This window comes from Lentzea flaviverrucosa, from assembly GCF_003350445.1.
In the GTDB taxonomy this organism is placed as follows: domain Bacteria; phylum Actinomycetota; class Actinomycetes; order Mycobacteriales; family Pseudonocardiaceae; genus Lentzea; species Lentzea californiensis.
Genome location: NZ_QQAU01000003.1, coordinates 628,253 through 640,780 on the forward strand (window position 1 = coordinate 628,253; position 12,528 = coordinate 640,780).

Consider the following 12,528-nt stretch of genomic DNA (forward strand, 5'->3'; position numbering starts at 1 on the left):
TCTGGTGTTCGTCAGCCGAAGCGGAGCGGTTTCCTCGCGGGCTCGTCCAGCACACGTGACGCCAGCCACGCGAGCCCGTCGGCGGTGCCGGCCGGGGTGCCCGTCGGCTGGACGACGTGGCTGAGCACCGTCCTCGTCATGAGGTCGACCAGCACCTCGACCTGCTCGCCCGTCAGGCCGGTCCGGTAGGACTCGACCCGTGCCGCGAGCATCGCCTTGACGTCGGTGAGCAGGGTTTCGGCCTGGGTGGTCAGCAGCGGCACCAGTTCGGTGTCGGCGCCGTGCGTCGCCGAGGCGATGGCGCGGACCAGGAGGTTGCCGCGGGCGAGTTCGAGGACGTCGCGCACGGCGTCGTGGACGGCCTCGACGAGGTTGTCGGCGTGGCGGTCGAAGGCGGCGCTGATCGCGGTGAGGAACCGGTCGAGCTCGTGCGCCAGCATCGCGTCGGCGAGGGAGTTCTTGGAGCCGATCTCGTTGTAGACGGTCTGGCGGCTGACGCCGACCTGCTCGGCGAGCCGCGTCATCGTGACCGCGGCCCAGCCGTCGCGGGCCGTCATCTCGATCGCCGCCTCGACGATCGGCTGCCGGCGACCCGAGGCCGCCGCTGGAGAACCCATGGTCACGATCCTAGGCCGTGACCCTTCCCGGCGCGACGAAGTCGATCTTCTCGCGCACCCCGCAGTCCGGGCAGCACCAGGTGTCCGGGATGTCCGCCCACGGTGTTCCGGCGGGAAAGCCTTCGCGCGGGTCGCCCGTCTTCTCGTCGTAGACGTAACCGCAGCCGGGGCACATGCCGCCCGCGGTCGCGTCACCTCGGCTGTCGGCGGCGACGGTCGAGCCCGAGTCGGTGCCGCCGTAGCGGGCGAGCACCTTCGCGCGCTTGCCGGGCTGGATGTTGGCGCGGCCGATGTCCCCGCCGAAGTGGCCCCGCACCCGCGGGTCCATCACGCGCCGCCACAGCGGTGGGACCAGGGCCAGCAGGATCATGCCCGCGTAGCCCGTCGGCAGCACCGGGGACTCGGCGAAGTCGCGCAGCGTCTGGTAGCGCCGGGTCGGGTTGGCGTGGTGGTCGCTGTGCCGCTGCAGGTGGTAGAGCAGGACGTTCGTGGCGATGTTGTTGGAGTTCCAGCTGTGGCTGGGGTCGACCCGCTCGTACCGCCTGCGGCCCGGTGCGCCGACCATCTGCCGCAGCATCCCGTAGTGCTCCATGTAGTTCACGACCTCCAGCAGCGAGAAGCCGATCACCGCCTGGACCAGCAGGTACGGCACGATGCCGGCGCCGAGCCACACGATCATGGCCGCCCACAGCACCGCCGACATCAGCCACGCGTTGAGCACGTCGTTGCCCAGGCGGTACGGGTGCCGGTCGCGCCGCGCGTACCTCTTGCGTTCGAGCCGCCAGGCCGAGGCGATCGAGCCGAGGACGGTGCGCGGCCAGAACCGGTAGAAGCTCTCCCCCACCCTGCTGCTCGCCGGGTCCTCCGGCGTCGCGACCCGCACGTGGTGGCCGCGGTTGTGCTCGATGTAGAAGTGGCCGTAGAAGCTCTGCGCCAGCGCGATCTTCGACAGCCAGCGCTCGTGGCTCTCCTTCTTGTGGCCCAGCTCGTGCGCGGTGTTGATGCCGATGCCGCCGATGCACCCGATCGACACGGCGAGGCCGATCTTGTCCACGACGGACAGATCGCCGCGGGCGATCAGCCAGAACGCCGCCACGAACCCGACGTACTGGATCGGCAGGAACAGGTACGTGATCCAGCGGTAGTAGCGGTCGTTCTCCAGCCGTTCGATCACGTCGTCCGGCGGGTTGCTCCGGTCGAGCCCGGCGACCAGGTCGATCGCCGGGACGATGAGCAGCACCACGATCGGGCCGATCCAGAACCACACGCCCCAGCCCGTCGCGGCGTGCATCCCGATCGCCAGGAACGCCAGGGACGGCACGACCAGCCCCAGCAGCCACAGGTACCGCTTGCCGTCCGTCCACTGCTCGGTTGAGCCGACGGGCACCGTTGCCTTTTTGTCGCTCATGCCACGCTCCTCCGGGAGGTTGACAGAACGGTAGGGCACGTAAAGTCAGTTTGACAAGAGAGCGCTATTTGTAAACCGCGAGCAGGGTCGTCGCGCGCCTGCGGTAGGCGACGGCCGACACCGACACGCACACCGGCACGCCGGGGAGCACGGCGTCGAGCGCCGCGGCGATGTCGTGCACGGCCCGCTGAGGCGAGCTTCCCCGCCACACCACGACTTCCAGGTGGATCTCGGCGTCCGACGACAGCTCGGCGCTGTGCACCGCCGGGTGGCACAGGGCGGTCTGCTCCACGAGCGACAGCCTCTGGTCCTCGGTCAGGGGCGTGCGCAACTGGACGACTCGGTGGCTGGGGCTGGACAACGGGAGCTCCTCGGGGGACTCGTGCGGGGTGACAGTCAGGACCACGGTGGTTCCCGGTTCGTCACGCTCGTTCACCGAATCGAGGTACCCCGAGCAACCGCAGGTAGGCCATCAACGGCTGGGAGTGGCTGTGCAGGTTCGCGACCGGGTAGGCCTGCATCGCGGTGCCGAAGTCCGGTAGCGCCCACGTTTCGCCGGGACGGTCGCTGTCCGGCGCTAGGTAGCAGTCAGGGCCGGACAAGGTCCCCGTCCACACCTCCGGATAGGCGGCCGTGTGCGCGTGCAGGGTCATGCGCCGCCACTCGTCCCACGCCAGTTCCGGGTCGTGAAGGGAAGCCGCCCAGACCAGCGTCATGTTGACCGAGGCCCACACCTGTCCTTGCGCGCCTTCGGGAACGGGCCAGCGGTGGCGAGCGCCCAGCGGCGAACCGGCCCGGCAGGTCTCGTCGATCGTCTTGAGCAACGCACGCGCCTGGTCCGCGGTGGCGGCGCCGCAGAGGATCGCCCACGGCTGCACCTCGAGCCACAGGTCGTGGTCGCCGACGACCTTGCCGCCGGGGCCGTGCGCGCGCCGGAACCAACGGCCGTTCCACTCCCCCGCCACCAGTTCGCGGAACCCTGCCGCGCGTTGCCGTGCCTCGGAAGCCGTTGCGGCGTCACCCAAGCGTTCGGCGAGGCTCGCATAGACCGGCAGCACCCAGGCGGCCATGGCGGAGTTCAGGACCGACTCGCCGCGCTCGACCATCACCTCACGGTCCACTCCGGACTCTGTGACGGCGAGGTCGTTCCAGTCGGCGTTGAGGATCCGCACGTGCCCGTGCTCGCCGACGCCGACCTCGTCCACGAAGAAGCGGAACTGGCGCCGCAGGTTCTCGGCGAGCGCAACGGGTTCGGCGCCGTGGCAGGGGTGGTACGGCACGGGCTCGGCGAACGCGGCGAGGTCGCCGGTCACCGCCGCGTACTCGGCGGCGAGCCAGAGCGCCCACAGGTTCTGGTCGGACGGGCGGAACAGCTGCGTCCAGGGCTGCTTGCGGCCGTCGAGCGCGTACGGCAGATCGCCGTCGGGACTGCCCCAGGCACAGGTGTTGCGCAGCACCGACAAGGCGAGGTCGGGTTCGAAGTGGACCAACGGCAGCGCGTGCTGCAGCGGATCCCTTGCGGCGCCGTTGAAGCCGTGGCGGAACGAGTAAGCGGACCCCTGGTTCAGGGTGTGTCCGCCGAGCACCCCGTCCTCGCAGGCTCCACCGGTCAGGAGTGCCAGGTGCCACGCGATCTCGGCGGCCGCCTCCGGTGCGCGCGGAAGGGTGATGGACGGAAGGCGCGCACGCAGGCCCGCCAGGCTTGTCGAGTAGACGGCCTCGGGGTCGGCGGGCCCGTCGAGCAGCCCGAAGCGGAACCACTCGGTCGTCCGCTCCCCCGGCGCCAGTTCCAGCCCGGCTTCGACGGCCAGGAGCCCGGCGGTGGTCTCCGCCCGTCCGCCGCCGAAGTGCTCCAGCGCGACCACGGGTGCGTCCGGCGGAGCGTCACCTCGCACAGGCCCGAACTCGAGGTCCACCAGGCGTGGCCGCACGTCCCACTCCTCGGTCAACGTCCCGCGCACGACCTCCGCACCCCGGTTGAGCACGTCGATCTTGATCACCACCCACGGCACCGCGCCTTCCGGGCACAGCACGGTCCGCTCGACGCCGACGGAGTCCGACGCCACCGCCGTCCGGCAGAACGCCGGCCCGAACAGCTTCACCGCCGCGGAGTCCGTTGCCAGCGCACCGAAGCGGGCGATGCCCGTCCTTTCAGCGAGCCATCGGCAGCCGAGGTGCTCGTCCCACACGCCCGTCAACCCGTCGCTGTCGGCCGCCAGGGTGATCCGCCGGTTGCCCAGGTGCACCCAGTGCCTCGACGTCGGCGGGTCGATGATCGGATCCCACAGCCGGGGGCCTGCCCGGTACTCGAACGCGGGCAGGCCCTCGACTGTCGTCCATTCGCCGAACGCGCTCACAGTGGAAGCGTTGCGGCAGAACCCTCACACGGGCAATCGCCCACTCAGCGCCAGAACCTCCTGCGCCGCTCCGGCTCGGACGGTGTCCCGTCCGAGACGAACTCCCTCAGCACCTCCAGCGTCCGCGCCCACAGCTTCTCGACGTCACCGCCGGCCGTGATCTCCGCGAACAGGGCGCGCATCGGCTCGTAAGCCGGGCCGGTCCGGCCGGCGACGAGGATGCCGAGCCGGCTGGCCAGGTCGGCGAGCAGGTCACGGCGTTCCCACGACGGCAGGGACGCGTCCGCCTCCAGGCGCTGGATCTCCAGCGTCACGACCTCGCGCAGGTCCGCCGGGTCGACGGCCGGAGGTACCGGCATCGATCCGGGCGGCGGAACCGGCATCGATCCGGGCGGAGCGACCGGCGCCCCCTCAGGCGCGACCGACCGGGCACCCGAACGAGAGCGCACGGCCCGCGGTGCGGAGGGAGGCGGCGGTACCGCACCGCCGTAGGCGGGCGCGGCGGCGAACGGCGCCGGAGCAGCGGCGAACGCGGGCGCACCACCGGCGAACATCGGCATCGGACTCCCCGGAGCCTGCATCTCCCAGCCCGCGGGCTGTTCGACCGGCTGCACCACCCGGTGCACCGTCCCGTCGGTCACGACCCGCTCGTCCACCGCCACGAACGCGGTGAAGCGGCACAGCACGCCGAACCGCAGCGAGGTCTCCACGATCGACGACTCCAGCGTCCGGTCGCCGGCCGCGTACCGGTCCTCCAGGTCACGCAGTGCGGCACGGGCCCACTGCGACCGGACGGCCGGCGAGGTGTGCTGCCGCACCGCCACCGTCTCCTGCCAGTCGCCGCCGTCCCGGGTCCGGCCGTGCACCACGTAGGAGTCGGGTGCGGCGCCGCGGTACCGGCCGAAGGCGACCAGCGGCACACCCGGATAGATCGCGGTGGGCAGCCGCGGCAGGTCCGAACCCGGCGACACCACGACGTCGGTGACGACCGGCGCGCCGATCCGCCGCTGGATGTGCGTCATCGCCTCGTCCAGCCGGTCTTCGCTCTCGACGAGTTCGCACCGGCCCGCCCCGGCGGCGGCCAGCCTGCCGAGGAAGCCCGCGTTGACGGCGGTGTCGATGCCGACGGCGTGGATCCGCGTCCGGTTGATCATCGGCGCGATGTCGCGCAACATCTGGTCCTCGTTGCCGACCTGGCCGTCCGTCACCAGCACGAGGACCGGGGCGCGCTCCGGGCCCGCGTCGGCGAGCAGGGTCAGGCCCTGGCGCAGCGGCTCGTACATCTCGGTGCCGCCGCGCGCCTGCATGGCGGCCAGGTGCTCGACGGCGCGGAACCGGTGGCGGTCGGTGGCCGTGACCAGCCCGGAACCGAGCGCGTCCGGCCGTTCCACCTGGTGGTCGAAGGTGATCACGGAGAACGTGTCGTCCGCGGTCAGCGTGTCGACGATGCGGGCCGCCGCACGGCGGGCCGCCACCATCTTCCAGCCCGACATGCTGCCGGACCGGTCGAGCAGCAGCACGACGTCACGCGGCCGGACCGGGGCCTCGGACTCGGGCGGCAGCACCGTCAGCTGGTAGGTGCCCTCACCGCTGTCGTCCTCGTCGGGCACGCACACGACCGCGGAGCTGTTCCCGCTGTACGCCAGGCGCAGCACGAAGTCGCGGTCGACCCGCTCGCCCGGCGAGACCGACACGGTGTTCCCCTCGGCGACCACGGTGTGCAGGCTCGACCGCACCTCGCCGAGCTCCAGCCCGGCGGGGTCGATCTCGACGTCGATGCCGAGCCGCACGGGGTTCGGGAAGCCCGGCAGCAGCACCGGCGGCGAGATCCGCGACGCGTCCGGCACCACGTCCGTGTCCTGGGCGTGCCCGTCGCCGACGGACGGCCCGGGCAGCGGCGAGCCCGGCACGTAGCGAGGCGCCACGACGAGCGGGAACCGGAACGTGGCCGCGCCGTCCTCGAACACCAGCGGCCCCACCAGGGTCAGCTCGACGGTCACCCGTTCACCGGCGGGGATGTTGCCCACGCGCATGGTGAAGACGTCCGGACGCTCTTCCTCCACGATGGACGCTCTCTTGCCCGCCGCGATCGCGTCGTCGTACATCTGGCGGGCCTGCGCGCGTTCCTGCAGGTCGGCCTCCACCGTGCGGTCGCCGGCGGTCATCTTCATGCCGGTGACGGCGGCGCGGTCCGGCAGCGGGAACACGTAGGTCGCTTCGAGGGCGGTGTCGTGGGTGTTCACGAACCCGGTCGTCAGGACCACACGGCCGACGAGACCGGTGATGGAGGCCCGCACGCCGAGCTGCTCCAGCGGCAGGTTGCCTCGTTCGGTGCGCAGCGCGCCCAGACCCGCGTCCTCGGTCGTCCGGCCGATGCGGTCGGCTTCGGCGGCCTTCATCGGGGCGACGGAGATGGTCATGACGATTCCCTTTCGTTGAGCAGGCCGCGGGCGGCGAGCAGGTCGAGCAGTGGCCGGGCGGCGGCGGCGATGTCCGCGCGGTCGGCGGCGGTCGGCGTCCCCGGCACCAGGACGACGGCACCTCCCCCGAGCGCGACGCCGTTCAGCGCGAACGCCTCGGCGGGTGCGGGTGGCGCGGCCGGTGCGGCAGCGCGTTCTGCCGCGGGTTCGGCCCAGAACCTCGGGCGAACGGCCTCCGGAGGTGGTGCTTCACCCGTGGAGAGCAGGTGTTCCGGCACGCGGGCGATGGCCGCCAGCGTCGTGTCGGTGGCACCCGCGAGCTCGGCTTGGACGTCGGCCAGCGTCCTCCCCTGAGACTGCAGTCTCTTCACCGCCACCAGCTGGAGCAGGTGGCGCTTCTCGTACAACGCCGTGCGGCCGCGCATCGCGGACGGTCTGTCGACCAGCCCCGTCGTCGCGTACCAGCGGACGGCCCGCTTGTCGGGCACGTCGCGGACGCGGCCGTTGGGCGCGCCCGAGTACTCCGCCGTCAACGCGGCGGAGACGCGGTCCAGCAACTCGTCGAGCGTCCACACCCCCTGATACTGACACTGCAACCGTGACAGTGTCAACGTCGGAAACCTGATGATGTTCACGCGTGGTAGCCGGGTAGGGTCCGGCGCGTCCGCGCGCCCCTGCAAGCCACCCCCACATGAGGACGGAGAGCACGATTGGCTTCATTCCTGTCCTGACACGGACAGGAATTCCCACCCGCCTTGTGGCGGGTAGCGCTTACGCGCTGTGCCTCACGGCACGGGGTTCCTGTTTCACTGCCGATCGCGGAAGGGAGGGCCCTTGCCGTCTGACATCAGCTCCGCAGGCATCACCCGGGACAGCGTCTCGGGTTGCGGCTCGACCAGCCGCAAGGATGTTCTTGGCCGCGTTGAGGTCCCGGTCGTGCCGGGTGCGGCAGCCCGGACACGTCCAGTGCCGGGCGGACAAAGCAAGCTCGGCGAGCACATGCCCGCAGACCGAACAGGTCTTGCTGGACGGAAACCAGCGGTCGATCACGACCAGCGTGCGGCCGGCGCGAGCGCACTTGTACTCCAGCTGCCTGCGGAACTCGCCCCAGCCCGCGTCGGAGATGGCGCGGGACAGGTGGCGGTTGCGCACCATGTTCGTGACCGACAGGTCCTCGATCGCGATCACATCGGCCGAACGCACCAAGCCGGTGGTAATGCGGTGCAAGAAGTCCTGCCGGGCGGTGCGGACCTTGCGATGCGCGCGGGCAACCTTGGCCTTGGCCTTGCGCCGGTTGCCGCTACCACGCGCGCAGCGGGCCATCCGTCGTTGGTAGCGGGCCAGGTTCGCGGCCTTGCGGGCCAGGTGCCGCGGATTCGCGATCCGCTCACCGTCACTGGTCACCAGCAAGTCGGTCAAACCGAGATCGACCCCGACGGCATGACCGGCGGGCTCGGCCGAGACGGGCGCATCAGCGTCCACGGCGAACGCCACGTACCAGCGGCCGTCCGGCTCCCGGGACACCACCACCATCGTCGGATCCAGCGCGGCCAGGTCCACCTCGCCGAAGGACCACACGAACCGCAGCGGTGCGCTGGTCTTGGCCAGCGTCAGCACACCCTCACGCATCCGGAACGCCGAGCGGGTGTAGTGCGCGCTCTGCCGCCCGGTACGGGACTTGAACCTCGGAACACGGGCCCGCCCGGCGAAGAAGTTGCCGAACGCGGTGTGCTGATGACGCAGCGCCTGCTGCAACGGCACGCAGGACACGTCCGACAGAAACGCGAGTTCCCCGGTGCGTTTCCACCCGGTCAGCGCCGCATCGGTCTGCCGGTACGACGTGCGCACACCCTCCGTGCGGTAGCGGTGGTTCCGCTCGCTCAAGGTCTTGTTCCACACCAGACGCACACACCCGAACGTGCGATTCAACACCACAGCCTGCTCAGGAGTCGGGTAAGCCCGGCACCTGTACGCCGTTCGCACGAACCACAACCTACTGGGAGCACCATGACGACCACGACGCAGGACCGCCGGCCTGCGCACCGCGTACTTGGACCGCCCCGGACTGAAGACCATGGCCTCCGCTGGAGGCCATGGTGACCACGGACGAGGTCGGCGCCCTGACCGGCCACAGCACCGAGTTGACCCAGCTGAGGACTCAGAAAGCCAAGATCCAGTACGCGCTGGAACGCCTTCCGCGCAACTGCACGGTCGAGGACGTCCGCCGCTGGCTGCACAAGCAGGGCCAAGCGGTGCCCACCAGTTCCCACACCAGGGCGATCGTGAACGAGTGGCGTGCCGCCAACAACCTCGCCGACACGAACGGTCTTGCGCTGCTGACGCCGGAACTGATCGCCGAGCTCGACAAGGTGGAGACCTCCTCCCCCGCTCCGGAACCGGCCGCCGAGCCCGCGAAGCCCGCCGGGGCCAAGGGTTTCTACGCCGTCGCGCTGATGAGCATCGGTGTCAGCGTCGACACCTCGTGGCGGTTCTTCGAGCAGCGACTGGGCATCACCGACGTCGTGGAGCGGGTCGTCCTGTTCTCCGTGATGGAGGCGGCGCTCGTCGCGTGTGGCTGGGCGATGCGCGGTGGCGTGCGCCAGAACGGCCGTCCCGGTCCCGCCCGGCTCGTGGCGTGGGCGCTGACGGCGTTCGCCGCGTTCGCGGCCTTCAGCCTGTCCGGTCCGGTCGCCGGCACCGCCCGCGTCCTGCTCGGACCGGTTCTCGGCCTGGTGATGCTGCACCTAGCGCTCGGCATCGAGATCCGCGCCTCGCGTCAGCGCACGACCACGTGGGCTCGCGTCGGACGGGAGCTGCGCGAACGCGTGTTGTCGTTGCTGGGCCTGGGTGACGACGGCCGCGACGCCCTGGCGCGCACCCGGGACAAGGCGGCGTTGCGCGCGGCGAAGCTCGCCGTCGCCGGCCCGTGGACGCCGCGCCGGAAAGCCCGGCTGCGCAAGGCACTGCACGCCTCGCACGTCGCGCACGACCCGATGCAGCGCGACCGGATGCTGCGCGAGCTCGGGGTGCTCCAGCACGCCGACGAGCTCGCCAAGACCACCCAGCCGTCGCCGTGGTGACTCCGGTCCTCATCTCCGACACCGGGCTCGCCGCCGAGGTCGCCGCCCTGATCAACCGCGTGTACTCCGACGCGGAGAAGGGCATCTGGCTCGAAGGCCAGTCCCGGACGAGCGAAGCCGAGGTGGCGGAGCTCATCGCCACCGGGCAGATCGCGGTGGCCCGGTCGGGCGACCGCGTCGTGGGTTCCGTGCGCGTGCACGAGATCGAGGACGGTGTGGGCGAGTTCGGGATGCTGGTCGCCGCGCCGGAGGAGCGCGGCACCGGCATCGGCACCGACCTCGTGTCGTTCGCCGAGAACTGGGGTCGTGAGCGGGGCTTCGCGCAGATGCAGCTGGAGCTGCTCGTCCCGCAGACGTGGGAGCACCCGGTGAAGGAGTTCCTCCGGGGCTGGTACACGCGCATCGGTTACCGGCTCGTGCGCAAGGACGACCTGGAAACCGCCTATCCGTTCCTGGTGCCCCATCTCGCCTGCCCGTGCGACTTCCTGGTGTTTCGTAAAATCCTCGATCCCAGTAAGTGAACTCTCAACCGGTTTGGCCGGGGCGCGAGGTAGCGTCCGCCTCTCAAAGCCGAGTTGGAGGAGACGAACCGTGCGTCGTCGTATGCGTGGCACCGCCGTGGCCGCGATCGCGCTGACCAGCCTCATGGCGGTGAGCGCCTGTGCGAAGGACTCCGGTGGTGGCACCACGCCCGCCGCGTCGGGCAGTGGCTGCGAGTTCTCGGCGCCGCCCACCGCGCCCGCCACGTCGAGCACCAGCGCCGCCGACGGCAAGAAGGTCGACGGCAGCGCGTTGAAGATCGGCCTGGCCTACGACATCGGCGGCCGCGGTGACGCGTCGTTCAACGACCTGGCCGCCGCCGGGTTCGACAAGGCCATCGCGGACATGGGCGTGAAGAAGGAGAACACCCGCGAGCTGTCCGCGGCACCGAACGAGGACGAGTCCGCGAAGCAGACCCGCCTGCGCCAGCTCGCGTCCGAGGGCTTCAACCCGATCGTCGGCGTCGGCTTCGCCTACACCGAGTCGCTCAAGGTGGTCGCACCGGAGTTCCCGAACGTCGAGTTCGGCCTGGTCGACTCCGCTGTGGACGGTGTGGCGAACGTGACGCCGCTCGTCTTCGCCGAGCAGGAGGGCGCGTTCCTCGCGGGCGTCGTCGCCGCGTACCAGAGCAAGAAGTGCCACGTGGGCTTCGTCGGCGGCGTGGACATCCCGCTGATCCAGAAGTTCGAGGCGGGCTTCAACCAGGGCGCGAAGACCGCCGCGCCGAAGGTCGCGATCGACAAGAAGTACATCACCCCGGCCGGCGACTTCACCGGCTTCCAGGACCCGCCCAAGGGCCAGGAGGCGGCGAAGGGCCTGATCGACAAGGGCGCCGACGTCGTCTACCCGGCGGCGGGCGCGTCCGGCATCGGCGTGTTCGCGGCGGTGAAGGAGGCGGGCGTGCTGGCGATCGGCTGCGACGCCGACCAGTACAACCAGCCCGCGCTCGCGGCCAACCGCGACGTCATCGTGGCCTCCAGCCTCAAGCGCGTGGACGTCGCCGTCTACGACTTCTTCCACGCCGCCGCGGCGAACGACCTCGCGTCGCTGCCGAAGATCTTCGACCTGAAGTCGGACGGCATGGGCTACGCGACGTCGGGCGGCAAGATCGACGCGAAGCTGCAGGGCATCCTCGAGGGGTACAAGGCCCAGATCGTCGAGGGCAAGATCAAGGTCGCGGACGCGGTGTAGCGGCCGAACGGGCGAACCGCCGGGCACGAAGATCACCTCGATAGGTTGATCTTCGTGCTTTCCCGTGGCGGGCTGCGCGTCGTGGTCGACGCCCCGTGGTTCAACAAGGTGATCACCGCGGTGATCCTGGTCAACGCCGTCACGCTGGGTGCGGAGACCTCGCCGGAGCTGCTCGCGTCCTACGGCGACGCCCTGCACGTGGTCGACCGGCTGGCGCTGGCGGCGTTCGTCGTCGAACTGCTGCTGCGGTTCGGCGCGTACGGCAAGAGCTTCTTCCGCGATCCGTGGAACTGGTTCGACACCGTGGTCGTCGTCATCACGCTGCTGCCGGCGGCGACAGGTGCTTTCTCGGTGCTGCGCGCCCTGCGGGTCTTGCGGGTGCTGAGGCTCGTGTCCGTCGTGCCGAGCATGCGGCGGGTCGTGTCCGCGTTGCTGACCGCGTTGCCGGGCATGGCGTCCATCACCGCGTTGCTGGCGTTGGTGCTCTACGTGTCGGCCGTCATCGCGACGAAGCTGTTCGGCACCGTCGCGCCGGAGTACTTCGGGGACCTCGGCGACTCGCTGTTCACCCTGTTCCAGGTGATGACCGGCGAGGCGTGGTCGGAGGTCGCGCGGCAGGTCATGGAGGAGAAGCCGTTCGCGTGGATCTTCTTCGTCGGCTATCTCGTCGTCACCTCGTTCACGGTGCTCAACCTGTTCATCGCGGTCGCGGTCACCGCGATGCAGAGCCAGATGACCGAGGAGCACGCGGAACACGACCGCGAGGAGATGGCGGCGACGATGGAGATCCTGGCCGAGGTGCGCCGCCTCCGGGCCGACGTGGAAGCGCTGCGCGGCAAGGCGCAGGTCTGAGCCGGGAACGATCACCCGACCAGACCAGCGGTGGTACTCACCGTGTCCTTTCAGGACAGTCCC

The 12,528-nt window shown here is 70.5% G+C and carries 11 protein-coding genes; 4 read left to right on the forward strand and 7 right to left on the reverse strand.

Going from position 1 to position 12,528, the window contains the following annotated elements; translation table 11 throughout:
• Nucleotides 1-11: 11 nt before the first annotated feature.
• The 7 genes from DFR72_RS12985 to DFR72_RS13015 form a co-directional block, all read right to left on the reverse strand.
• Complete coding sequence (locus DFR72_RS12985) at nt 12-617, reverse strand: TetR/AcrR family transcriptional regulator (protein ID WP_090062363.1); 606 nt, start codon at nt 615-617, stop codon at nt 12-14.
• A gap of 10 nt (nt 618-627) precedes the next feature.
• On the reverse strand, nt 628-2,025 hold the full coding sequence (locus DFR72_RS12990) for a fatty acid desaturase (RefSeq protein WP_090062362.1): 1,398 nt from the start codon (nt 2,023-2,025) through the stop codon (nt 628-630).
• Between the two features lie 64 nt (nt 2,026-2,089).
• Nucleotides 2,090-2,461, reverse strand: coding sequence for a hypothetical protein (locus tag DFR72_RS12995; protein ID WP_090062360.1), 372 nt, complete (start codon nt 2,459-2,461; stop codon nt 2,090-2,092).
• Nucleotides 2,448-4,382 (reverse strand): GH36-type glycosyl hydrolase domain-containing protein, encoded by a 1,935-nt coding sequence (locus tag DFR72_RS13000; RefSeq protein WP_090062358.1) that lies wholly within the window; start codon nt 4,380-4,382, stop codon nt 2,448-2,450. The genes DFR72_RS12995 and DFR72_RS13000 overlap by 14 nt, the downstream gene beginning before the upstream one ends.
• A gap of 44 nt (nt 4,383-4,426) precedes the next feature.
• Nucleotides 4,427-6,802, reverse strand: coding sequence for a VIT domain-containing protein (locus DFR72_RS13005; protein ID WP_090062357.1), 2,376 nt, complete (start codon nt 6,800-6,802; stop codon nt 4,427-4,429).
• Nucleotides 6,799-7,377 carry a MerR family transcriptional regulator gene (locus tag DFR72_RS13010; RefSeq protein ID WP_090062355.1) on the reverse strand — a complete coding sequence of 193 codons (579 nt, stop codon included), beginning with the start codon at nt 7,375-7,377 and terminating at the stop codon, nt 6,799-6,801. The genes DFR72_RS13005 and DFR72_RS13010 overlap by 4 nt, the downstream gene beginning before the upstream one ends.
• Before the next feature lie 196 nt (nt 7,378-7,573).
• Nucleotides 7,574-8,845: an RNA-guided endonuclease InsQ/TnpB family protein gene (locus DFR72_RS13015; protein WP_245982900.1), complete on the reverse strand. Its 1,272-nt coding sequence runs from the start codon at nt 8,843-8,845 to the stop codon at nt 7,574-7,576.
• Nucleotides 8,846-8,895: 50 nt separating this feature from the next.
• Between DFR72_RS13015 and DFR72_RS13020 the strand changes: the two genes are divergently transcribed.
• The 4 genes from DFR72_RS13020 to DFR72_RS13035 all read left to right on the forward strand — a co-directional run bounded on the left by DFR72_RS13020 (nt 8,896) and on the right by DFR72_RS13035 (nt 12,465).
• Nucleotides 8,896-9,882, forward strand: coding sequence for a hypothetical protein (locus DFR72_RS13020; protein ID WP_090062353.1), 987 nt, complete (start codon nt 8,896-8,898; stop codon nt 9,880-9,882).
• Nucleotides 9,879-10,403, forward strand: coding sequence for a GNAT family N-acetyltransferase (locus DFR72_RS13025; RefSeq protein ID WP_245982865.1), 525 nt, complete (start codon nt 9,879-9,881; stop codon nt 10,401-10,403). The genes DFR72_RS13020 and DFR72_RS13025 overlap by 4 nt, the downstream gene beginning before the upstream one ends.
• A gap of 82 nt (nt 10,404-10,485) precedes the next feature.
• Nucleotides 10,486-11,613, forward strand: a complete 1,128-nt coding sequence (locus DFR72_RS13030) for a BMP family lipoprotein (RefSeq protein ID WP_090062352.1) — start codon at nt 10,486-10,488, stop codon at nt 11,611-11,613.
• 54 nt (nt 11,614-11,667) lie between these two features.
• Nucleotides 11,668-12,465, forward strand: coding sequence for an ion transporter (locus DFR72_RS13035; RefSeq protein WP_245982867.1), 798 nt, complete (start codon nt 11,668-11,670; stop codon nt 12,463-12,465).
• Nucleotides 12,466-12,528 lie beyond the last annotated feature (63 nt).